The 23,631-nt window shown below is 54.1% G+C and carries 22 protein-coding genes; 10 read left to right on the top strand and 12 right to left on the bottom strand.

The annotated features are described in order from the left end of the window. Nucleotides 1-164 precede the first annotated feature (164 nt). The 8 genes from scpB (at nt 165) to typA (ending at nt 11,599) form a co-directional block, all read left to right on the top strand. Nucleotides 165-1,118 (top strand): SMC-Scp complex subunit ScpB, encoded by a 954-nt coding sequence (gene scpB / locus DBR37_RS15500; protein ID WP_124575366.1) that lies wholly within the window; start codon nt 165-167, stop codon nt 1,116-1,118. Continuing rightward, complete coding sequence (gene rluB, locus DBR37_RS15495) at nt 1,096-2,718, top strand: 23S rRNA pseudouridine(2605) synthase RluB (protein WP_124575365.1); 1,623 nt, start codon at nt 1,096-1,098, stop codon at nt 2,716-2,718. Before scpB ends, rluB begins: the two co-directional genes overlap by 23 nt. 300 nt (nt 2,719-3,018) lie before the next feature. After that, a complete protein-coding gene (gene rimP / locus DBR37_RS15490) occupies nt 3,019-3,504 on the top strand; it encodes a ribosome maturation factor RimP (protein ID WP_124575364.1) in 486 nt (161 codons plus the stop codon). Next, nucleotides 3,501-5,060, top strand: a complete 1,560-nt coding sequence (gene nusA / locus DBR37_RS15485) for a transcription termination factor NusA (RefSeq protein ID WP_124575363.1) — start codon at nt 3,501-3,503, stop codon at nt 5,058-5,060. Before rimP ends, nusA begins: the two co-directional genes overlap by 4 nt. Nucleotides 5,061-5,110: 50 nt before the next feature. Further along, entirely contained in the window at nt 5,111-7,927 is a 2,817-nt protein-coding gene (gene infB, locus DBR37_RS15480) for a translation initiation factor IF-2 (RefSeq protein WP_124575362.1), read from the top strand. 189 nt (nt 7,928-8,116) lie between these two features. Further along, nucleotides 8,117-8,503: a 30S ribosome-binding factor RbfA gene (gene rbfA, locus DBR37_RS15475; protein ID WP_124575361.1), complete on the top strand. Its 387-nt coding sequence runs from the start codon at nt 8,117-8,119 to the stop codon at nt 8,501-8,503. 127 nt (nt 8,504-8,630) lie between these two features. Further along, complete coding sequence (gene truB / locus DBR37_RS15470) at nt 8,631-9,575, top strand: tRNA pseudouridine(55) synthase TruB (RefSeq protein ID WP_124575360.1); 945 nt, start codon at nt 8,631-8,633, stop codon at nt 9,573-9,575. A gap of 185 nt (nt 9,576-9,760) precedes the next feature. Next, nucleotides 9,761-11,599, top strand: coding sequence for a translational GTPase TypA (typA, locus tag DBR37_RS15465; RefSeq protein WP_124575359.1), 1,839 nt, complete (start codon nt 9,761-9,763; stop codon nt 11,597-11,599). A gap of 121 nt (nt 11,600-11,720) precedes the next feature. On the opposite strand, the gene DBR37_RS15460 is transcribed toward typA, so the two are convergent. From DBR37_RS15460 to DBR37_RS15415, 10 genes are all read right to left on the bottom strand, one after another. Further along, a complete protein-coding gene (locus DBR37_RS15460; RefSeq protein ID WP_124575358.1) occupies nt 11,721-12,107 on the bottom strand; it encodes a hypothetical protein in 387 nt (128 codons plus the stop codon). A gap of 155 nt (nt 12,108-12,262) precedes the next feature. Then, nucleotides 12,263-13,591 (bottom strand): aspartate aminotransferase family protein, encoded by a 1,329-nt coding sequence (locus DBR37_RS15455; RefSeq protein WP_124575357.1) that lies wholly within the window; start codon nt 13,589-13,591, stop codon nt 12,263-12,265. A gap of 79 nt (nt 13,592-13,670) precedes the next feature. Then, nucleotides 13,671-14,129 carry a nuclear transport factor 2 family protein gene (locus tag DBR37_RS15450; protein WP_124575356.1) on the bottom strand — a complete coding sequence of 153 codons (459 nt, stop codon included), beginning with the start codon at nt 14,127-14,129 and terminating at the stop codon, nt 13,671-13,673. Continuing rightward, nucleotides 14,126-14,893: an SDR family oxidoreductase gene (locus DBR37_RS15445; protein WP_124575355.1), complete on the bottom strand. Its 768-nt coding sequence runs from the start codon at nt 14,891-14,893 to the stop codon at nt 14,126-14,128. Before DBR37_RS15445 ends, DBR37_RS15450 begins: the two co-directional genes overlap by 4 nt. A gap of 43 nt (nt 14,894-14,936) precedes the next feature. Next, nucleotides 14,937-15,473, bottom strand: a complete 537-nt coding sequence (locus DBR37_RS15440) for a DUF3833 domain-containing protein (RefSeq protein WP_124575354.1) — start codon at nt 15,471-15,473, stop codon at nt 14,937-14,939. A 25-nt stretch (nt 15,474-15,498) separates the two neighbouring features. Then, entirely contained in the window at nt 15,499-16,734 is a 1,236-nt protein-coding gene (locus DBR37_RS15435) for an MFS transporter (protein ID WP_124575353.1), read from the bottom strand. Then, complete coding sequence (locus tag DBR37_RS15430) at nt 16,734-17,324, bottom strand: chalcone isomerase family protein (protein ID WP_233588401.1); 591 nt, start codon at nt 17,322-17,324, stop codon at nt 16,734-16,736. The genes DBR37_RS15435 and DBR37_RS15430 overlap by 1 nt, the downstream gene beginning before the upstream one ends. Then, nucleotides 17,321-18,556: a cyclopropane-fatty-acyl-phospholipid synthase family protein gene (locus tag DBR37_RS15425; protein ID WP_124575352.1), complete on the bottom strand. Its 1,236-nt coding sequence runs from the start codon at nt 18,554-18,556 to the stop codon at nt 17,321-17,323. Before DBR37_RS15425 ends, DBR37_RS15430 begins: the two co-directional genes overlap by 4 nt. After that, nucleotides 18,553-19,350 carry a DUF1365 domain-containing protein gene (locus tag DBR37_RS15420; RefSeq protein ID WP_124575351.1) on the bottom strand — a complete coding sequence of 266 codons (798 nt, stop codon included), beginning with the start codon at nt 19,348-19,350 and terminating at the stop codon, nt 18,553-18,555. Before DBR37_RS15420 ends, DBR37_RS15425 begins: the two co-directional genes overlap by 4 nt. 7 nt (nt 19,351-19,357) lie before the next feature. Continuing rightward, a complete protein-coding gene (locus DBR37_RS15415) occupies nt 19,358-20,668 on the bottom strand; it encodes an NAD(P)/FAD-dependent oxidoreductase (protein ID WP_124575350.1) in 1,311 nt (436 codons plus the stop codon). Between the two features lie 261 nt (nt 20,669-20,929). On the opposite strand from DBR37_RS15415, the gene dusA reads away from it, so the two are divergent. After that, the gene (gene dusA, locus DBR37_RS15410; protein ID WP_124575349.1) at nt 20,930-21,958 is read left to right on the top strand and encodes a tRNA dihydrouridine(20/20a) synthase DusA; all 1,029 of its coding nucleotides are present in this window, start codon (nt 20,930-20,932) and stop codon (nt 21,956-21,958) included. 350 nt (nt 21,959-22,308) lie between these two features. Further along, entirely contained in the window at nt 22,309-22,722 is a 414-nt protein-coding gene (locus tag DBR37_RS15405; protein ID WP_233588400.1) for a BON domain-containing protein, read from the top strand. Nucleotides 22,723-22,833: 111 nt separating this feature from the next. Here the strand turns inward: DBR37_RS15405 and DBR37_RS15400 are convergent, their stop codons facing one another. Continuing rightward, nucleotides 22,834-22,968, bottom strand: coding sequence for an entericidin A/B family lipoprotein (locus DBR37_RS15400; protein ID WP_124575348.1), 135 nt, complete (start codon nt 22,966-22,968; stop codon nt 22,834-22,836). 271 nt (nt 22,969-23,239) lie between these two features. Then, nucleotides 23,240-23,494 (bottom strand): hypothetical protein, encoded by a 255-nt coding sequence (locus DBR37_RS15395; protein ID WP_124575347.1) that lies wholly within the window; start codon nt 23,492-23,494, stop codon nt 23,240-23,242. Nucleotides 23,495-23,631 lie beyond the last annotated feature (137 nt).

Here is a 23,631-nt window from a genome sequence, read left to right as displayed (position 1 = left end):
AGTCTTACAAGTCTTATCAAATCCCGCCCATAATTACATCTCCTCTAAAACGGGCGTCGGATAGCAGTATCAACTGGTTCTCTAACCGGACAATCGATTCCAAAGATGATTGTCGTTGAATATAATTTCTGCACATTGCAACTAAACAGTCGTAAATATCGTAAATGAATATTGCTGAGGCGAAGAAGGTCCTCGAAACAGCGCTACTCTGCGCTCACGAGCCCCTGTCCATAAACGACATGAAGAAGCTTTTTGTCGAGACGGGCGAGACTGACGGACAGATAGGTACAGACGAAATCAAGCAGATGCTTGAAGAGTTGCGTGACGACTGGGTAGATAAAGGCATTGAAGTAGTCAGCCTTTCGACCGGCTGGCGCTTCCAGAGTCGTCCGGAGATGAAGATTTACCTGGAACGTCTGAATCCGGAAAAGCCGCCAAAGTATTCGCGTGCAACCCTGGAGACGCTAGCAATCATTACTTATCGCCAGCCGGTTACGCGCGGCGATATTGAAGAAATCCGTGGTGTCACGGTCAATTCGCAAACTATCAAAATGCTGGAAGACCGCGGCTGGATTGAATCCATCGGTCATCGCGATGTTCCTGGTCGCCCGGCCTTGTTTGCAACGACTAAACATTTCCTCGATGATCTCGGCCTGACTTCGCTGGATCAGTTGCCGCCTCTGCAGCAAGTTGAGAAGGGTGACATGCAGGGCAGTGCCTTGCTCGAGATGCAAGGACTGGAAGCAGAATTGCAAGAACATCTGGATCAGACCGCGATCGATTTCGCCGGTGCTGATGCCGCCACCACTGAAGTCGCTGCCGAAACGACGACAGAAGCTGTCGCGACCGAAGTCGTGGCTGATATAGACGCAGTGGAGATTGAATCAGTTGCGACTGAAACAGTCGAAGCCGAAGTAACTGTTGCTGAAGAAGTCGAAACTGTCGCCGCAGAGCAGACGGGCGGTGGGGATGACGGGGTAACAGAACCAACAGAATTGAATCCTTCGGAATCCGAAGCAGCTATTCCTACCGACGCAGCAGCGCCTGACTTGACGGTTGTTGACGACCCAAGTGAGCACAACAAAGAATTGAATAATGAATCGCCCAACGAAAAATAATACTTCTGATGCATCTGGTCATGATGCGTCCCCATCTGAGCACGCCGCTGAGCAGGCTCCTGCCGCGGCGCAAGAAGGTAGTGGCACGAAACCGGCAAAGCGTGGTTTGCGTGGTCCGCGTACCTTGCGTCGTGCTCGTAACGCACCGCGTGAAGCAAGCGAATCGGCTGCGGTGAAGGCTGATGGCGTCGAAGCGGCGCAAGATGGCGAGCAACGTACAGCGCCGGCTTCCGATGAAGCGCGCAAAGAGCGTACTAATAATAGTCGTCGTGGCGAACGCCAGCCTGGCGCAAAAGGCGGCCCTAAGCAGCAAGGTCGCGGCAAGCCGGGTGGTGCAGGTTCGCAGCGTGGCGCCAAGCCGCATGGCAAGGCGGATAACGCCGATGATGTATTTTCCTTTGTTACTTCGGATGATTTTGATTCGCTGGCGTCGGAAGACAGTGCCGGTGGCAAACGTCGTCATGAACAAAAAACCGTACGCCGCGATTTGACCGCGGATGACGACGCACCGAAATTGCATAAAGTACTGGCAGAGGCTGGTCTCGGTTCGCGTCGTGACATGGAAGAATTGATTATTGCCGGTCGTGTTTCGGTCAATGGCGAGCCTGCCCATATTGGGCAGCGTATCTTGCCGACCGACCAGGTGCGTATTAACGGCAAGCTGATTCAGCGCAAAGTAAGCAAGAAGCCGCCACGCGTGCTGGTGTATCACAAACCGGCTGGTGAAATCGTCAGCATGAACGATCCGGAAGGGCGTCCTTCCGTATTTGATCGCCTGCCTTCGATGAAAGCTGCAAAGTGGCTGGCCGTTGGTCGCCTCGATTTCAATACTGAAGGTTTGCTGCTGTTTACTACCTCCGGTGATCTGGCGAACCGCCTGATGCACCCACGTTACGGCATCGATCGTGAATACGCGGTGCGTACGCTGGGTGAGCTGGAAGAAGGCATGCGCCAGAAGTTGCTGGCGGGTGTTGAGCTGGAAGACGGCATGGCGCAATTCTCCAAGATCGCCGACGGCGGCGGAGAAGGTGTGAATAAATGGTACCGCGTGACCATCGGTGAAGGACGTAACCGTGAGGTGCGTCGTATGTTTGAGGCGATCGGCCTGACGGTATCGCGTCTGATTCGTACGCGCTATGGTTTGCTGACCTTGCCGAAGAATCTCAAGCGTGGTCGCTGGGAAGAAATGGAAGAACACGCAGTGCGCGATTTGCTCGCACTCAGTGGTCTCGACAAGAATGCGGGCGAAGCAGGTTCGTCCAATAAAGGGCGCTCCGGCAATGGTGGTGATCGTGTAAACGGTAACCGTGCGCCGCGCAATGAAGCGGGACTTGGTCAGCCGCGTGGCCCGGGTCAATGGCAGGGCGCAGGACAGAACGCAGGACAAGGCCGTACACAAGGACAAAATCCGGGCAAGCCGAATCGCCAGGGACAAGCACGCAGCCGTCAGCCCGATCCGTTGCAAACATCGTTGGGCTTTCCAGGCATGGGTCAGCCGCGTCGCAGCAACGGGCCGAATCGTGGCCCGGGCGGTGGTAACGGTCCCGCTCGTGGTGGTAATGGTCCGCAAGGCGGCCAGCGCCGTCGCTCCAAAGTGTAATAATTTACTTTTTGTCTTGTTCCATGGCGCGTCGTTTGACGAGCCGGATTTAAAAAGACTCATTTGTTAGCTGTCCGAGTGGGTGCCGCAGGGATTCCAACATTGCGGTGCACCAGCTAATCGACTATAATTCGGCAGTTAACGAAGGTCGCCAGCCAAAAAATTATGTTTTTGGCATTGAATTCGGTGGTCAGAATGATAAAAAAGATGGGCAGATGCCCATTTTTTTTTTGTTAAACAGTTTGCATTGTTGTATTCAATTTCGACCTGGTCGTGATTGACGTTATTCGGAGAATTCTTTTGCAGTTGTCGGCGCTAATTGAAAAAACCGTGGTTGGCATGGGCTATGAACTGGTCAATTTTGAACAGGCAGCCCGCGGTCTGGTGCGCGTGTTTATCGACTTTACACCGGAAGACGCGGATAAAGGTTCGATCACGGTAGAGGACTGCGAAAAGGTAACGCACCAGTTGTTGCATGTATTGACGGTTGAAAACGCCAATTATGAACGGCTGGAAGTGTCGTCACCCGGTCTCGACAGGCCGCTGAAGAAGTTGTCGGATTATGTACGTTTTGCCGGTGCTGAAGCACTCGTCAAATTGCGCATGCCGATGCCGAATGCGGCGAATCGCAAATCGTTCCAGGGCATTTTGCAGGAACCGGTAGGCGAGACACTCGCGTTGGAATTTGAAGGAAACGATGGGCCGGCGAAGCTCGAATTTACGCTCGCTGATGTAGACAAGGCACATTTAGTGCCACAAGTGAATTTTAGGAGTCGCAAAGCATGAGTCGCGAAATTTTATTGTTGGTTGATGCGCTAGCGCGCGAAAAAAACGTCGATAAGGATATCGTTTTCGGAGCCTTGGAACACGCGCTCGCGCAAGCGACCAAGAAGCGCTATGAAGGCGATGTCGACATCCGTGTATCCATCGATCGCGAAAGCGGCGAATTCGAATCCTTCCGTCGCTGGCACGTAGTGCCTGATGAAGCAGGTCTGCAATTGCCGGATCAGGAAATCCTGCATTTCGAAGCCAAGGAACAAATCGGCGATATCGAAGTAGACGACTATATTGAAGAGCCGATTGAGTCGGTCGAATTCGGTCGTCGCTTTGCGCAAGATACCAAACAAGTTGTATTGCAACGCATCCGTGATGCTGAGCGCGAACAGATTCTGGCTGACTTCCTGGAGCGTGGTGATTCGCTGGTTACCGGCACCATCAAGCGTATGGAGCGCGGCGATGCGATCGTTGAATCCGGTCGTATCGAAGCACGCCTGCCACGTGATCAGACAATTCCAAAAGAGAACCTGCGTATCGGTGATCGTGTCCGTGCCTACATCCTGCGCATCGACCGCAATGCACGCGGCCCGCAAGTGATCCTGTCGCGCACCGCGCCGGAATTCATCATGAAATTGTTCGAACTGGAAGTTCCGGAAATCGAGCAAGGTTTGCTGGAAATCAAATCGGCTGCACGTGATGCCGGTGTACGCGCCAAGATCGCGGTATTTACCAATGACAAGCGCATCGATCCTATCGGTACCTGCGTTGGTATGCGCGGTTCCCGCGTTCAGGCTGTAACAGGTGAACTCGGCGGTGAACGTGTTGATATCGTCTTGTGGTCGGAAGATCCGGCGCAATTCGTCATTGGTGCTCTGGCTCCGGCCAACGTTTCTTCCATCGTTGTCGATGAAGAAAAGCACGCAATGGACGTTGTGGTGGACGAGGAAAACCTGGCGATCGCTATCGGTCGCGGTGGTCAGAACGTACGCCTGGCTTCGGAACTGACTGGCTGGCAAATCAACATCATGACAGCGGAAGAATCTGCTGATAAATCGCAACTGGAAACAGCTGCGATCCGCACCCTGTTCATGGAAAAACTGGATGTTGATCAGGAAGTTGCTGACATCCTGGTGGACGAAGGTTTTGCGAGCCTGGAAGAGATTGCTTATGTACCTATCAGCGAAATGCTGGACATCGAATCGTTCGACGAAGATACCGTCAACGAACTGCGCAACCGCGCACGCGATGCACTGGTAACAGAAGCGATTGCTTCCGAAGAAGGTCTGGAAGGCATGGAAGACGCGCTGGCGAATCTGGAAGGTATGGATCGCGTGATGGCAGGCAAACTTGGTTTGGCTGGTGTCAAAACGCTGGCAGCATTCTCGGCCCTGGCCTATGACGAATTTGGCGCGATTCTGGCTTTGCCGACAGACCGTGCGCGTCAACTGATTGAAGATGAATTTAAAGATGTGACTGACGAAGAGATGAAGCTCATCGATGCTAAATACGATGACCACGCCAAGGCGTTGCAAGCCAAGGTATGGAGCCTCGCGGAAGCGAAGTAATCCCCGAAGCTTGAATTTCATCTAACGCGTTACATAGAAAAGAGGACTGAATGGCGAGTAACAATGTAGCCCAATTTGCCACCGAGCTGAAGATGCCAGCAGACGTATTGCTCACGCAACTGCGGGATGCTGGCGTCGAGAAAAGCTCAACGTCCGACGAATTATCCAAGGCCGACAAGGACAAGCTCCTTGATCACCTGCGCCGCGCGCATGGTGTTGCACCAGACGGTGAGAAGAAAAAAATCACATTGACCCGTAAAGAAACGACTGAGATCAAGCAAGCGGATGCCACTGGCAAATCGCGCACGATTCAGGTCGAAGTGCGTAAAAAACGGACTTTCGTAAAACGTGACGAATCTGCGCCTGAAGAAGCTCCGGTCAAAGTTGCTGCACCTGTTATCGATGAAGCAGAAGTTGAACGTCGCGCTGAAGAAGCACGTCGTCAGGCTGAACTGATTGCACGTCAGGAAGCTGATCTGCGCGAAAAACAAGAACGCTTGGCCAAGCTGGAAGCGGAAAAAGAAGCGCAAGCGCAAGCTCTGAAACAAGCTGAACAAGCTGAAGCAGAAGCACGCAAGGCCGATGCGGCTAAACCACCGGTAGAAGCGAAAGCGGACGAATCGGCACAGGAAGAGAAAAAACGCGTCGCTGCCGAAGAAAGCAAAAAGAAAGCAGCACAAGCGGCAAAAGATGCAGCCAAGGAAGCGAACGAAAAAGCAGTAGCGACCGAAGCAGCGCGTAAAGCGGTTGCCGATGAAGTAGCGCAGATCAAAGCCATGATGAATGCGCCACGGCGCGCCATCAAGGCTCCTGAGCCTGCAGCACCGGTTGCAGCGAAACCAGCTGAAGGTACTTTGCACAAACCTGCTGATAAAAAAGCCGGCGAGAAAAAAGACGAGAAAAAACCAGCAGTAGCGGCAGACAAGAAATCGATCAAATCGGCGAATGTCTCGTCCACCTGGCAAGACGATGCGAAAAAACGCGGCGCGGGTATCAAAACCCGTGGCAACACAGCGGGTGGTCGTGATGGCTGGCGTGCAGGCCCTAAAGGCCGTCGTCCTTCGCATCACGAAGAGCGCGAAAGCAATTTCCAGGCGCCGACTGAAGCGATCGTAAAAGACGTGCATGTGCCGGAAACGATTACCGTTGCCGAACTCGCGCACAAAATGTCGGTCAAGGCATCAGAAGTCATCAAGCATTTGATGAAGCTGGGTCAGATGTGCACCATCAACCAGGTTCTCGATCAGGAAACAGCAATGATTCTGGTCGAAGAAATGGGCCACACGGCGCACGCTGCCAAGCTGGATGATCCTGAAGCATTGCTGGAACAAGGCGCAGAACAGGCTGATATCGAAGCCTTGCCACGCGCACCGGTTGTGACCGTCATGGGTCACGTCGATCACGGTAAAACATCGTTGCTGGATTACATCCGCCGCGCCAAGGTTGCATCCGGCGAAGCGGGCGGTATTACCCAGCACATCGGTGCCTACCACGTGGAAACACCTCGCGGCATGATTACCTTCCTCGATACACCAGGCCATGAAGCATTTACGGCTATGCGTGCACGCGGTGCGAAAGCAACCGATATCGTAATTCTGGTGGTGGCAGCTGATGACGGCGTGATGCCGCAAACCAAGGAAGCGATTGCGCATGCGAAAGCTGCAGGCGTGCCTCTGGTGGTTGCTATCAACAAAATTGATAAACCGGGTGCCAATGCTGATCGCGTTACGCAAGAATTGATCGCGGAACAAGTTGTGCCGGAAGAATACGGTGGTGATTCGCCGTTCGTTCCTGTGTCGGCGAAAACCGGCCAGGGCATCGACGCCTTGCTCGAACAAGTATTGTTGCAAGCTGAAGTGCTGGAATTGAAAGCACCGGTCGAAGCACCTGCACGTGGTCTGGTAGTTGAAGCCAAACTCGATAAAGGTCGCGGTCCGGTCGCTACCATACTGGTGCAGTCCGGTACCCTGAAGCGCGGCGACGTCGTGCTGGCAGGTTCGGCCTACGGTCGTGTTCGTGCGATGCTGGATGAAAACGGCAAGAGTATTACCGAAGCCGGTCCTTCGATTCCTGTAGAGATCCAGGGTCTGACCGAAGTGCCGAATGCCGGTGAAGAAGTCATGGTCATGGCTGACGAGCGCAAAGCGCGTGAAATCGGTCTGTTCCGTCAAGGTAAATTCCGCGACGTGAAACTGGCGAAACAGCAGGCAGCGAAACTGGAAAACATGTTCGAGAACATGGGCGAAGGCGAAGTCAAAAACCTGCCTATGATTATCAAAACCGACGTACAAGGTTCGCAGGAAGCACTGGTTGGTTCCTTGCAGAAACTGTCGACCAGCGAAGTGCGTGTACAGGTTGTGCATGCAGCGGTGGGTGGTATTTCCGAATCCGACGTCAACCTCGCGGTGGCATCGAAAGCGGTCATCATCGGCTTTAATACACGTGCAGATGCACAGGCACGCAAACTGGCGGAAGCCAACGGCGTTGACATTCGTTACTACAACATCATTTACGATGCAGTAGACGAAATCAAGGCGGCGATGTCGGGCATGCTGGCGCCAGAAAAACGCGAACAGGCATTGGGTCTGGTCGAGATTCGTCAGGTTATCCTGGTCAGCAAAGTCGGCGCGATTGCCGGTTGCTACGTACTCGAAGGCGTTGCAAAACGTGGTTCGTCGGTACGCTTGCTGCGCGACAACGTGGTGGTCTGGACCGGCGAACTGGATTCGTTGAAACGCTTCAAGGACGACGTGAAAGAAGTCAAAGCCGGCTTCGAATGCGGTCTGACCCTGAAAAACTTCAACGACATCAAAGAAGGCGATCAACTCGAAGTCTTCGAAGTACAGGAAATCGCACGTACCCTCTAATACGGACTTGTAGTCAAGGCGATAACTGCGTTGCGTCGCCTTGCCGTACGTTTGTACTGTCTGCGGCTTTGCGCCTTGTTCTCACCTTGACTGCAAATCCGTATGCGTTTGAAATGTCGCATCGGCCGGCTTTGTAGCCAGCCGATGCGAAATTATTTTTGCAGCACCGTTTTATCGTTAGAATAGTTTATGGCCAAACACAGTAAATCCATCCCCGGACGCGGCTTGCGCGTCGCAGACCAGATCCAGCGCGATCTGTCTGAAATTATCGCGTTCGAGTTGAAAGACCCGCGCGTAGGGATGATCACGATTACCGAAGTTCAGGTCACGCCGGATTACGCTCATGCCAAAGTGTTTTTCACGATGCTGAGTGACAAGAAGGATGACATCAAGAACACGGTGTCGGGTTTGACTGCGGCTTCAGGCTTTATCCGTGGCCAGCTTGGTCGCCGCCTGACCATCCATACTTTGCCGGAACTGCATTTCGTGCATGACACATCGACTTCACGCGGGATAGAAATGTCCAAGCTGATCGATGAAGCCAATGCCAGCCGTGCCAAGGATGCGGAAGACTGATCTTCCGCTCCTGTCTGCCCCTGCGCATGCATAGGGCAGCGTCTCTTTTCATATACTGCGGTCCGCTCCGGCACACTCTGCCTGAACTAGCCTTGACTTAGCTCAATCGCATACCTGCTGATCCATCATGGCGACAAATCACATCAAGAAAAAGCGCGTGCCGGTACACGGCGTGCTGCTGCTCGATAAACAAGTTGGTGTCTCCAGCAATGATGCATTGATCAAGGCGAAATGGCTGTTGAGTGCATTGAAAGCAGGGCATACCGGTACGCTCGATCCGTTTGCGACGGGCTTGTTGCCGCTGTGTTTTGGCGAAGCCACCAAGTTTGCACAGGACTTGCTGGATGCCGACAAGACTTACGAAACAGTCGTGCATCTGGGCATCACCACCAATACCGGCGACACCGAAGGCGAGACCCTGGAAACCAAACCGGTCGGCGTCAGGCGCGAACAAATCGACACTGTGCTGGCGCAATTCCGTGGCGACATCCTGCAAGTGCCGCCGATGTATTCCGCGCTCAAACGCGATGGCAAACCTTTATACGAATATGCACGGGCAGGGATTACGCTGGAACGCGAAGCACGTCCTGTCACTATTCATTTGCTCGAGTTTGTAGATTACCAGGCGCCTTTCCTGACCCTGCGCGTACAGTGCAGCAAGGGCACTTATATCCGCGCATTAGGTGAGGACATCGGTGCAGCACTGGGTTGTGGCGCGCATCTGAATGCTTTGCGACGCATACAGGTCGGTGATTTATTTATCGATAGAGCGATAACGATAGAGCAACTAATCGCAACCGAAGAAGGCGCGCGTAGCGCATTGCTGGCCCCGGTTGATGCTTTGCTGTCATCTTTTCCTGCGCTGTATTTGACTGAAGAATTGGCCCGGCGTTTCCTGCATGGTCAGCGTCTGGCGTTGGGCAAAGAGAATGTTGTGGTCCCGCCGCAAGAGGGGCGCGTGCGTGTTTATCGTGACGCAGATAAGGTCTTGCTCGGTACCGGCCTGATGCAGGAATACAGCATACTGGCACCCGAAAGATTGATCTCCACCAACCAAAACAGCCCGGCCTGACGCGGATTTCCAGCTGTTTTTGCACGAACTGTTTCTATTTTCTTAACGTGGCAGCGTCATCAATCTGTCACATAAAACGCAGCAAGCCATTGAAATATCAAGGGTTTCCCGGAATCGAACGGGTCTTGCTGTGCTATAATCTGCGGCTTTCCAAATTCAGCACCACCCAACCGTAAAAAACGACTATGTCAAACTCAAAACGCGCTATTCGTAACATTGCCATCATCGCCCACGTTGATCACGGCAAAACCACGCTTGTTGACCAATTATTGCGTCAGTCAGGCACTTTCCGTGACAACCAGCAGGTTGATGCACGCGTGATGGACTCGAACGACATCGAAAAGGAACGTGGTATCACGATTCTGTCGAAGAACTGCGCGGTTGAGTACAAAGGTACACACGTCAACATCGTCGATACCCCAGGCCACGCCGACTTCGGTGGTGAAGTGGAACGTGTACTGTCGATGGTAGACAGCGTGTTGTTGCTGGTGGATGCGCAAGAAGGCCCGATGCCACAAACGCGTTTCGTTACACGTAAAGCACTGGCACTCGGCCTGAAACCTATCGTTGTGTTGAACAAAATTGATCGTCCGGGCGCACGCGCTGAATGGGCTATCAATGCAACATTCGAATTGTTCGACAAACTGGGCGCAACCGAAGAACAACTCGACTTCCCTATCGTTTACGCTTCCGGTCTGAACGGCTACGCTGGCCTGACCCCGGACGTACGTGAAGGCAACATGGAACCATTGTTCGACGCGATCCTGGAACACGTTCCAGCGCGTGAAGATGATCCTGATGCACCGTTGCAACTGCAAATCACATCGCTCGAATACTCGTCTTACGTCGGTAAAATCGGCGTCGGCCGTATCCTGGCTGGTCGTATCAAAGGCGGTCAAGACGTCGTCTGGATGAACGGTCCTGAAGACAAGCCAACCAAAGCGCGTATCAACCAGGTGTTGACCTTCAAAGGTCTGGACCGCGTACTGGTAGACGAAGCATTGGCAGGCGACATCGTTCTGATCAACGGTATCGAAGAAATCGGTATCGGCTCCACCATCTGTGCAGTTGATGCACCGAATGGCTTGCCTATGTTGAAGGTCGATGAGCCAACACTGACCATGAATTTCATGGTGAACAGCTCGCCACTGGCTGGCCGCGAAGGTAAATTCGTGACCACACGTCAAATCCGCGATCGCCTGGAAAAAGAATTGAAAGCCAACATGGCGCTGCGCGTCGTGCAATCGGAAAACGATGATTCGACCTACGAAGTGTCGGGTCGCGGCGAATTGCATCTGACCATCCTGATCGAAAACATGCGTCGCGAAGGCTTCGAGCTGGCAGTGTCGCGTCCACGCGTTGTTTTCAAAATGGTAGACGGCGTACGCCACGAGCCATTTGAAAACCTGACCGTTGACGTTGAAGAAGCCAACCAGGGCGGCGTGATGGAAGAACTCGGTCGTCGTCGTGGTGACCTGCAAAACATGGAACCGGACGGCAAAGGTCGTGTACGTCTGGAATACCATATCCCAGCACGTGGCCTGATCGGCTTCCAGGGCGAATTCATGACATTGACACGCGGTACCGGCTTGATGAGCCACGTGTTTGATGACTACGCACCAGTTGATGCCTCCAAAGGTGATCTGGGCGGTCGTCGTAACGGCGTGCTGATCTCGCAAGATGACGGCGCAGCAGTGGCATACGCAATCTGGAAACTGCAAGATCGCGGCCGTATGTTCGTCAGCCACAATGATCCGGTCTACGAAGGCATGATCATCGGTATCCACTCGCGTGATAACGATCTGGTCGTCAATCCGATCAAAGGCAAACAACTGACCAACGTTCGTTCGTCTGGTACAGATGAAGCGGTACGCCTGGTACCACCAATCGAAATGTCGCTCGAATACGCAGTTGAATTCATCGACGACGACGAACTGGTTGAAGTGACACCTAAGAGCATCCGTCTGCGCAAACGCTTCCTGAAAGAGCACGAGCGTAAAAAAGCAGGCCGTGACGCTGCTTAAGAGCTTGAACTAATAAGCTGCATCGAGATGCAGTTCTAAAAAGCCCGTTGGACTCCTGGAGTCAACGGGCTTTTTCTTTGCTACTCATGCTTACGAGTGTTCGGCGCAGAGAAGCGCTGCTTCAATCTCGCCGGGTAGTGGGTATCAGCGTTTCCCATCGTTGGATCTTGAGGGTGTTGCTGACGGTCTTGTCACAACTGACTTTGACGCGCCAATCGGTAGGTGCCGGTAGCGTTGCCGTTCTGCTGGCAGGTGGTGACCAGCGCGTTTTCAACGGTACCAGACAGCGGGTAAGCATCAGCTTGGAGTTCGGTCCCAGTGAACGCCAGCTTGTGCCGTGTTCTTTGTTGTAAGCAGCAACGAAATTAGCCGATGCTATGCCGACATACTTCAAGCCGTGCAGCATATCGTTACCTTCATCCTGCTCTACAAAGCTCAAGGCCTGCGCGTGGCTGGCAGATATAGTCAGGGCGCACAGGATGGCGAAAAATACGGGTATGAATTTCATATTCGTTTGCTATGGCTGGTGTCTGGTCGATACCGCTTTACTGAATGGCGATAGCACAAGTGTGCCGCCAGATAGCAGGGAATTGTTTAGTCGGTGGCAAATACTGAGAATTCTTGTCTCTTGTAAGTATTTAATTAGTAAATTTATTGTTGCCGTTAGCTTGCGACTTTCATCGCCTTCAGGATGTCGGCTATGCTGCCAAACATTTCATCAACCTGTGCTTTATTGATGATCAGCGGCGGCGACAGCGCTACGATGTCGCCGGTGACGCGTGTCAGCAAACCTTTTTCCCAAAATGCCCGGGTAAATAATTCATAAGCGCGTGCGCCGGGTTTGCCGGGGATGCTTTCCAGTTCTATGCCTGCGACCAGACCGAGGTTGCGTATGTCTTTGATGTGAGGCAGGCCTTGCAGGCTGTGCACCGCTTCTTCAAAGTACGGCGCCATGTCGGCAGCGCGCTGGAATAATTGCTCTTCCTTGTACACATCTAATGTCGCGATTGCGGCTGCCGCGGCCAGCGGGTGGCCGGAGTAGGTGTAGCCGTGGAACAGCTCTATGCTGTCGGCAGGCGCCATGTGCATGAAGCAGTCATGTATCTCTTGCTTTACAATGACTGCACCCATCGGAACGGCTGCATTCGTCAGTGCTTTTGCGCAGACGATCATGTCGGGCTGGACGCCAAAGTAGTCGGCACCGAAGGCCGTACCAAGCCTGCCAAAGCCGGTAATGACTTCATCGAAGATCAGCAGGATGCCGTGCTTGTCGCAGATGGCACGGATTTTCTCCAGGTAACCTTGTGGCGGCAGGATTACCCCGGTTGAACCTTGCAGCGGCTCGACGATGACGGCGGCGACGGTGGATGGATCGTGCAGAGCCAACAGGCGTTGCTCCAGTTCATCGGCCATTTCCGCACCGTGCAGCGGCAGGCCGCGTGAGTAAGCGTTTTTCGCGATGTTGAGCGGATGACGCAGGTGGTCGGCGGCCAGGCCGGGTCCGAATTGTTTGCGATTGCCAGCGATACCGCCGACCGCGATGCCGCCGAAGCCAACACCATGGTAGCCACGTTCGCGGCCGATCAGGCGGGTGCGACCTGCATCGCCGCGGATGCGGTGGTAGGCGAGGGCGATCTTCAGCGCGGTATCCACGCCTTCCGAGCCGTCGTTGCAAAAGAAGACGCGGTTCAGGCCGGCAGGTGCAATCCCGGCGAGTGCACTGGCGGCTTCAAATGCAAGCGGATGCCCGATCTGGAACAGCGGTGCGTAATCCATTTGTGCAGCCTGCTGCCGGATGGCGGCGGTGATCTTCGGATGACCATGCCCGGCATTGACGCACCACAAACCTGAGGTGCCATCCAGTATCTGCCGTCCGTCATCGCTGGTGTAGTACATGCCGGACGCGGCGACCAGCATGCGGGGCCGGTCCTTGAACTGGCGATTGGCGGTGAAAGGCATCCACAAATGGGAGGTATCCAGCGACTGCGTCATATGCCGTGCTTTCAGTAGGGAGTTACAGCAATATTAGTACGTTTGCTGCAGGCACGGTAGATGATTGCGAATATCAGCTTTACTTGCGGGCGATATGCTTGAGCATGCGCATGAAGCTGCTGACGAGTGGGATTTTTTCATACAATTCTTCGGCCGCATCCCAGTAGTCGCGGTGGTAGCTGACGCGGCCGTCTGGTGCGAAGCGGAAGTGGGTGGCGCCACGTATGCACTGTTCATCTCGGGCGTAGCGTCGCATGTGGAACAGGAACTCCCAGGTCATGAAGGCGCTGTCTCCTTGCAGTACGGTTGATGTGATGACGAAACGTGGATTGTCGACTTGCGCAAACATGTGCACAAAGATCGGCACGATGTCGGGCAGGCCGCGTACTTCATTGAACGGGTCCTTGAAGTAAGCGTCCGGCGTATAGATGTGCTCGAGCTGTTCCTGTGCAGAGGTGACTGTCAGCGTTTCGAAGAAATGCACGACACGCTGCATATCGGCGGCGTAATTCAGTTCGCTATTGGTGCCGTCATTCATAGTCCGGTTCCTTTGTGGATGATCCAGAAGTACAGGCGGTAAGGCAGCAGACGCAATATGCGTAAAACATTGCTCAGGCGTTTCGGGAAGTGTATATGGAAATCACCGCGTTCCATGCCGCGCACGATCTCCCGTGCCGCATCGGGTGTCTTCATCAGTGCCGGCATGGGAAAGTCGTTGCCGGCGGTTAATGCCGTATCGACAAAGCCGGGATTGATCATATAGACACCTATGCCGCGTGGTCGTAAATCCAGATACAGCGTTTCGCACAGATTGATCAGGGCTGCTTTGCTCGGGCCGTAGATCAATGCTTTGGGCAAGCCGCTGTATCCTGCGACGGACGAGACGATGCCGATGCTGCCATGTCCTTGTGCCAGCAGGCCGGGTAGCACGACATCCAGACAATTTAATGGCCCATGCAGATTGAGCTCCAGCATGTTTCTGGCGATGGCCAGATCGAAGCTATCGGCGCGCATCTCGTTGTAAGAACCTGCGACGATCAATACGATGTCCAGGCCTTGCCATTCTTTAAGGATGTGCGCATGGGCCGCCTGCACGCTGGCGGGATCGACTATGTCCAGGCCTGCTACCAGTGCACGTGGGTGGCAGTTGGCGACTGCCTGCAGTAAATCGACGCGACGGGCCGAGAGGGCGACGCGTGCACCTTTCTCCAGCAATAATTTTGCTGTTTCCGCTCCTATGCCGCTTGATGCACCTATCACCCAGACGCGCAGATGGTCCCAGTTTGTAATCGCGGGATTCATTTTATTCTCCGTATATGTTTTTGTTTGTAGCTGGCAGATCGATTCATGGGCGTTTGGTAAAAGAGAGCGTGACCTGTCCCAGCGCGAAGCCGAACTTGCTCATGGCAGCACGGTTCAGCATGACGCGATCATCCATCTGATACATCCAGTCATCGAAATTGACTTCATAGACTTTGCCGTCCACCGGTAGTGCCAGTACATAGTTCCAGTGCAGGGTATTGCCTGCAGTGACGCCGATTGCTTCACCCACGACATCAGGTGCAGTGCCGATATAGCGGTTAGCGGCAACCTTGCGCAGGGTCCAGACACGCTTTTGCTTAGTGCCGTCGGAGTAGGTGAAGTCTTCATCCAGCGTGCCGACATCGCCTTCCCATTTGCAGCGCATCACAACTGTGAATCGTTTAATGACCTTGCCTGACCGGTCCTGGAACATGCCCCATGCATCCAGGGTGCCGTTGAAGTATTGCTGCAAGTCCAGCGTCGGCTTTTCATTCGCATAGTCGGCGATATTGCTGTGGCTGGCGCAGGATGAGAGCAGCACCAGGGCCAGTACCGCGCAGAAGTTTTTCCAGTGTTTCATGTCTGTCTCCTTGATTCGTTCCGTTTCAGATGTCGCGCAAGGGGGCGCGCCACAGGATGGCCGCTGCGCCGAGTTTTAATGCGCAGGGCAGTAATGCGTAGCCGACAGCAAGTGCATGCGCGCCGTCGCTATTGACTACGCCGGGTACATAGCCGAGGTGCTGTAGCAAGGGCAGCGAGATGCCTGCCGCCAGTGCCAGGTTCATTTTGGTCGCCCAGCTCCATGCGCCGAAGTAAGCGCCTTCACGCTGGCCGCTGTGTCCGGCCTGATGGATGACAGCCGCCAACAATGCAGGTGGCAACGCGAGGTCGGCACCCAGGGTCAGGCCGGACAATATGCAGATCAGGCCGAAGGGCAGTGCAGCACCAGCTGACAAGCCGTAGGCCCAGACAAATGCAGCCGCCGACAGCAGCATTGCCAGCAACCATATGCGTGCTTCGCCGTGACGTTTGGCGAGCGCTACCCATAGCGGCATGGAGCAAGCCGCAGCGACGAAGTAGAGCATCAGGAACAGACCGGCGTATTGCGGTAGTTGCAATTGGTCTTTGGCGAAGAAGAGGAACAGAGTGGCAGGTATGGCAGCGGCAATGCCGTTCACGATCAGCACTGCAAACAGCCAGCGAAAACGTCGTGTCTGGAAGGGCGTCAGCATCATGCGCCAATTGGTGTGCTGTACCGGCAGGCGCACCGGTTCTGGCGCCAGCTTCAGCAAGACCGCACTGCATAGCAACAGGCTGATGATGAAAGTGACACTGAGCCAGCCCAGACCCAGCCAGCCAGTTAATGATGCCGCTACGATCACGCCAACTAAACCACAGGCTTCGCGTGTTGCGGTTAAGGACGAGCGTTCGTTCAATTTTTGTGTCAGTGCAGCGCCCCAGCTTTGATGGGCGATAGTCGCCAGGCTAAAGCCCAGATATACCAGCATCAGAGTCAGGATAAACCATGCAAGTGCAGCGCCTAGCTCCACGGATGGCGGATGGAACAGCGCAAGAAAACCGCAGGCCAGCAACGGAAGTGAGATCACGATGAAGTGGCGATAACCGCGTTTGCTGCGATCTATCCACATGCCCAGTAACGGATCTATGCATGCATCGGATACACGGGCAATCAATAAGGTTGCGCCTATGAGTGTCAGCGACAGGCCGAAGCGTTCGGCATAAAACTGCGGCACATAGACGTAGATCGGTAGCGCAACCAGTGCCAGCGGCAAGCCGAACAAGCCGTAAGAGAAATAGGAAGGGGCGGAGAGCTTGTCCATTAGCGTGCTGCCGCACCTGCCAGCAATGCGTTGCGTAATTGCGGTGCAGTGGTTTTTGGGGCCAGCCATATGGCAAAGAAAGCCTGCGCGAATGCGGCATCCATGATCTCACCTATGGCTTTGCCGTCGAGGTAGAAGCGCGCTCCTGCGTTCGGCAGATAGACGCCAGTAAGATGCGTACCTTCACTCACGTCCGGGAAAATCTGTTCCATCCTGTTTTGCCATTCGGTCAGTTGCTGTGCGTTGCCGAGGCCGAGTTTTTGTATCTCATCGCGACTGGCTTCGGCTATCTTGCGTCCCTGCAGGCTGCGGGCATAACGCAGGTCGAGCGCGAACTTGCTGGTTTCTGGCGCGGCGCTGTTATAGCCTTGCTCGCCAACCCAGAGCCGGGCATCGTATATCTTCAGACCGAACCAGCGGAAGCTGCCTTGTCCGGACAGATAGGCCGGTGATAATTCTTTTTGTATGTGTGCAGGTGTAGTCGTATCGGCGGCATAGCTGTTGTGCATCAAGATGCAGACGGCAAATAGCCACAGCACGGCTGCACGCAGGCAGTTGTTGAATGTTCCGGCTGGCGCTGCCTGGCTCATGGTTTTTCCAGCGTGAACTGGGCCACGTCTATACTGCCCGCCCGAAAGCCTGCTTCGCAGTAGGCCAGATAAAAGTCCCAGGTGCGCATAAAGCGATCATCGAAGCCGATGGCATGCACTCGCTGTGCCTGTTCCCTGAAGGAGGCACGCCATGCTTGCAGCGTGTGTGCATAGTCGAGGCCAAACTTGAATTCATTGACGACGCGCAAGCCGTACTTCTCAGCCTGCTGGCGGAATACCTCAGGTGAGGGCAGCATGCCGCCGGGGAAGATGTATTGCTGGATGAAGTCAGTGCCCTTGCGATAGCGAGCAAATAGCGCATCGTCTATTACTATGCTTTGTATGCAGGCACGCCCGCCGCTTTTCAGATTGCGTTTGATGCATGCAAAGTAGCTCGGCCAGTAAGCCTCGCCGACTGCTTCAAACATTTCTATCGATGCGATCGCATCGTACTGGCCGTCCGCATCACGGTAATCCTGCAGGCGCAGATCAGCCTGCTCCTGTAATCCGGCAGTAGCCATGCGTTGTTGTGCGTAGTTGAGCTGCTCGGTGGAGAGCGTCAGTCCGGTCACATGTGCCGCCTTGTCACGTGCTGCCATCTCGGCGAAGCCACCCCAGCCGCAACCGATTTCCAGGATCCGCGCTTGCGGCGCCAGTTGGAGTTCGTCCAGGATGCGGCGGTATTTTGCGTTTTGTGCCTGCGTCAGATCATCACCGGTTTGCTCCGTGTAGAGGGCGCTGGAGTAGGTCATGGACGGATCCAGCCACAAGGTATAGAAGTCGTTGCCTATGTCATAGTGCGCGTGAATATTTTTGCGACTGCCGTTACGTGAGTTGCGATTGAACAGATGTTTGACGCGATAAAAGAGATTGCCGAACCAGCTGCCGTAAATGACGGATTCGACTGCGGCACGATTGCGTACGAAGAGTTCGATCAGGCCTGGCAGATTGTCTGTGCTCCAGTCGCCATTGATAAAGGTTTCGGCAAAGCCGATATCGCCCGATTTCAGCGCCGCAGTAAACAAGTCGAAGTTTTTCAGCGTCAGTGTGACCGGGTGCGAGTGATCGCCGAAGTGCATACACTCGCCATTTGGAAATTCCATGCGCAGTGCGCCATATTCCAGCTTGCGCAAAAGCTGCAGTATGAATTTGACTTGCGATGGCAAGCCTTCGGTGGCGCTGGCTTGCGCGTCGAACCGGAGTGATTCCGGATTGATGGATTTGCTGGTCATCTGCTCAACTCGCTGGTAGGTGGGGTGGGTTTGCTGAAAAACGGCATGCGCTTGCGCCAGAGCTTGAGCGCTTGCCAATGGATTTTGATGATGACGCCCAGTGTCATGAGCGGATACATAAAGAAGGCGCGGGCGACGCTGGCATCCGATAGCGGTTGCGCCGCGCCCGAGATGCTGGTCAGGATCAAAGGACCATCGACATCGTCGTGGTCTATGCATGCGATGTGGCGTTCCACCGTTGCGCCGCCTTCTTGTCTGGTGGCGTGCATGAAGTGAAAGCGATACAGACCTTCAACTGCGCAGAACGGTGAGACATGGAAAATCTTGCGGGCAACCAGCTCCACGCCATACGGCATGGCATTACCGGTGTCGAGCAGATAGCAGTGTTTTTCACCGAAGGTGTTACGCACTTCAGCCACTACAGCACGCAGGCTGCCATCCTGTTTGTGGCAAAACCAGAAGGAAACCGGATTGAATACATAGCCCAGCACACGCGGGAAGGCTTGCAGCCAGATCTCGCCATCGGCATCGTGTATGCCTTCACGTCGGAGCAGTGTTTCTATCCACGGCAATAAAGCCTGCTTGCCATCGCCGTGATCCTGCGCGTGGAAGGACAGGAGATTGAACTTATCCAGCGAAAAGAAACGTGGCGTCGTATATGTGTGCTGTGCCATCGCACGCAAAGGCAGGCGCATGAAATACACCTCATAGCCAAACGCATGCCGGGCCGGACGCAGGCGCGTGTGCAGCACCTTGCCAAAGCAGAGTTGAGCGGGATGTGTGGCGGTGTTCATGACGACCTCAGGCTGCTTGAGATTTGCGCGTGCGCATGCCGCTGATGCGCATGATGTCGGCGGCAACCGCGAGGCCGGACTTCAGGCCGTCTTCGTGGAAACCATAGCCAGTCCAGGCTCCGGCGAACCAGGTATTTTGTTGCCCCTGTATGCCAGGCAACTGGTATTGGGCGGTGATGGCAGCGGCATCGAAGATCGGATGCGCGTAGTCGTAGCTGCCCAGTACGCAATCTGCGCGCGGCTCATCGATAGGGTTGAGCGAAACCAGGACTGCCTGCCTGAATGGGAGCGGTTGCAATTGATTCAGCAGGTAGTGCACGCAGACGCGCGCTTCTTCGCCGGTCGCACTTTGATAGTTCCAGGCCGACCAGGTTTTGCGATTCTCCGGCAGGCAACTGGTATCCAGGTGCAGCACGGCGCGGTTCGGCTGATATTGCACGGCGGCGAGTATGTCGCGTTCCGCGTCACTGGCATCTTGCAGCAAACCTAGTGACTGGTCGCTGTGTCCGGCCAGTACCACCTGATGGAACATATGCTGACCGTTGCTTGCTTCTATCCTGACCATGCCGGTGCTGGCCAGGGTACTGCGATTGACGGAGAAAACCGGCGTATGCAAATACTTTTGCGGAATCTCGGCCAGCATCTTTTCCACGTAGTGGCGTGCGCCACCGCTGACGGTATGCCATTGCGGCCGGTCATTGACTTGCAACAAGCCGTGGTTGTGACAGAAACGTATGAAGGATAAAAGCGGGAAGTCCAGCATCTGGCCGGTCGGGCAAGACCAGATACAACCTGCCATAGGCAAGAGATACCAGTCGCGGAATTCTGTGCTGTAGTGATGACGTTCCAGGTAGGCCCCCAGAGATTCGTTAACACTTGCCTGATTCTGGTCTTGAGTCTGACCTAGCGCCAGCGCCGTAGCCTGGCGGTTGAAACGCAGGATATCGCGCAGCATGCGCAGGAAGTAGGGACTAAACAGATTACGTCTTTGTGCAAATACGGCATCCAGATTGCCGCCTGCCCATTCCAGCGTGCGGCCGGGCAGCGGCATTTTTACCGAGAAGGACATATCGGTTGCAGCTGTTGTCACTTCCAGTTCATCGAACAGTTTGACCAGTTGCGGATAGGTTTTGTGGTTGAACACCAGGAAGCCGGTATCTACGCCATGCGTGACGCCATCCAGCGTAACGTCCACGGTATGGGTGTGGCCGCCGAAGTAATCGTTGGCTTCAAACAAGCTCACATCGTAGCCGGAGCGCGCCAGGCGCCAGGCACAAGACAGGCCTGAGATTCCTGATCCGATGACGGCGATTTTCATGTTGACTCCTGTTATTTTTGCTGTGGGTAAGGGCCGGAATTGAACCGCTCCGGCTTGCACTGTTGCGTGCCTTATCACTAATACGCAGGGCAGCGCCGAATGGATTCAGGAAAATTGCTGTTCTTCAACTTTTGGCTTGTTGACGCGGGTTGACGCAGGTTCACGGCTGCTCTGGTCTGCCCGGCAAAGGGTTGGCAGGGTGTGGCACGGGTGTAAGGTGTAAAATTGCGGACTACGAAAAAAGGCAGCTCAGCATTCATAATGGATTTCAATAAAGACAACGCGGCCAGGTACAAGGGGCGCCGCCTCAGTGTGGCCCCGATGATGGACTGGACGGACCGGCATTGCCGCATGTTCCACCGTCAGATCACGCGCCATACCTGGCTGTACACGGAAATGGTGACCACCGGTGCCTTGTTGCACGGTGACGTTCCGCGTCATCTGGATTTCAATGCAGAAGAGCATCCGGTCGCCTTGCAGCTTGGCGGCAGCGAGCCGGCCGACCTGGCCAAAAGTGCGAAGCTGGGTGAGCAGTGGGGTTATGACGAGGTCAACCTGAATTGCGGTTGTCCGTCCGAGCGTGTGCAGAAAGGTGCTTTTGGCGCCTGCCTGATGAATGAAACATCATTGGTCGCTGATTGCGTCAAGGCGATGCGTGATGCCGTGTCTATCGATGTGACGGTCAAGCACCGTATCGGCATCGATGACATTACTTCTTATGATTTCGTGCGTGATTTTGTCGGCACCATCGCTGATGCAGGCTGTAATACCTTCATCGTGCACGCGCGTAACGCCATCCTCAAAGGTCTGAGCCCGAAAGAGAATCGCGAAATCCCGCCTTTGCGTTATGAGTTCGCCTATCAGCTCAAGAAGGATTTCCCTGCACTGGAAATCATCATCAACGGTGGTACCAAGACCCTCGCAGAAATCGACACGCATCTGCAGCACGTCGATGGCGTGATGCTGGGACGTGAGGCCTACCATAATCCGTTTTTGATGAGCACTTTCGATGCGCGTTACTACGGTGACGACAGCACGCCGAAGACACGGGCAGAAGTGGTGCAGGCGATGATCCCTTACATCCATGCGCAATTGCAGTTACACGGCAAGAGCGAAAAAGGCGGCGGTCTGAAGGTCAATACCATCACGCGCCACATGCTGGGTTTGATGGCAGGTTTACCGAATGCACGTGGCTTTCGCCAGACCTTGTCGGATTCGAAGAAGCTGGCATTGGGCGATCCGGATTTGCTGTTGCAGGCACTGGCGCGTATGCAACCACTGGCCGCGTAACCGTCGTCGCTGTCTCAATACATCCCTGAAAAAAGAGCTGCCGCATTCTCATGCGCAGCTCTTTTTTCGTTTTTACGTATGTAAATTTTTCAAACGTGTGTAAATGTTGCCGATACTTTCCCTCTGACAGCACATCATTTTATTTATCCCGAACCTTCGTGTTAAAGCATGGTCAAGAAGATAACTGGTTTGTTTTAGGCATATTGCGTTGAAACAAGTCGGGGCTTCAGTCCACGAGAATTCTTTGCTTCCGATTACACGATTGGAGTATTTGAATACTTATTCCATGAAAGGGAAAAATGATGAAGACACTGTCAAATAATTCTAAGGTAGCGATCGCAGCCTCGTTGATGGCCGTATTATTTGCGGCGGGTTGTGAACGTCGTACACCGACCGAAGAGAGCAGCAGCGCGACGCCGACTCCGACTGCACCGAGCGAAGCGCCGGCAGCAGCCGGAGTGACGCCGCCGACACCGGTTCCGGAAACCGCTCCTGCAGCACCGGGCGCACCTGCTGATGCCAACGCTGGCAAGAGTGCAGGGCAGATAGTGGACGATACCGTTATCACGACCAAAGTGAAATCAGCCTTGCTGGCCGACTCTGACGTTAAAGGCCTGGATGTCGTGGTGGATACCTCGAAGGGTGTCGTCAGCCTCAGCGGTGCGGTAAATAATCAGACCCAGATAGACCGTGCGGCAAAAATTGCCGGCGAGGTTGAAGGTGTGAATTCCGTGCTGAATAATCTGACGATTAAAAAGCAATAAGTAATTACGCAATTGAATAGGGGAGACGCTGTTCAGTTGTGAGATGTAAGCAGATAAAAAAAGAGCGTGTAGCTATACACGCTCTTTTTAATTGGGCCGCTGTCAGATGAATTATTTACCTGATGCTGCATCCTGAATTTTTTCACCGCCGCGTTGCACATCTTGTCCTACGCCTTTGAATGTGTTGCAGGCACTGAGGCCGATGCTCATGGCAAGAACACATACAATCGAAATAATTTTTTTCATGATGATCTTCCTTTCAGGTTGAACAGTTATGCGTAGGAACGCCTCCTCGACTTCCCGGGCCTAGCCCTTGCCGGGTTTGCCTGGGAACGTTCTGGCAGCCTCACTATCATCAGCGAAGCGGCTTACTTATTGGACACTAAATTGCTATAAAGTTCACTAAATAAATGCTGTGTAGTAATGGAACAACGGATGTAAACACGGCCACATTTATCCGCCACAGTAGCCGCTTTTTACGATACGAAATGCATTTTTCGTTACGGCTGATGCCGTTTCAGGGCCACGGGGCCGGATTGCTATTGATATATTGCGGGCCGTTTTCGGACGGCTCGGGCACGGCGGCGTTGCGCTTCCCGGCATCGACTCCATCCCGTGCCAGGCGCCAGATTTCTTTCCAGCTGTCATCAAAATCGCTCAGTTTCAGGCTGGTACCGGTGTAAGGGCGGTTGCGTACCGCCCATATTGCAAGTGCGTCAAAACGTTGCCTCAATTCATTTTCAAAAAAAGCGGTTTCATCCTGGATCGCCATGATTTGCTCCTGTTGAACTGGTTATGTTCAGACTACATACACGGCAAATGATTCTTGAGTTCGTGCTAACAATTTCCGATTTTGCATATGCAGTTTTATTCGTATTCAAGGTCGGGACGCGACTTCTATAATCAAAA

The sequence above is a fragment of the Herminiimonas sp. KBW02 genome (assembly GCF_003852535.1).
Lineage (GTDB): Bacteria > Pseudomonadota > Gammaproteobacteria > Burkholderiales > Burkholderiaceae_D > Oxalicibacterium.
Note: the sequence above shows the minus strand (reverse complement) of the source record. Positions and strands in the feature narration are given on the sequence as shown.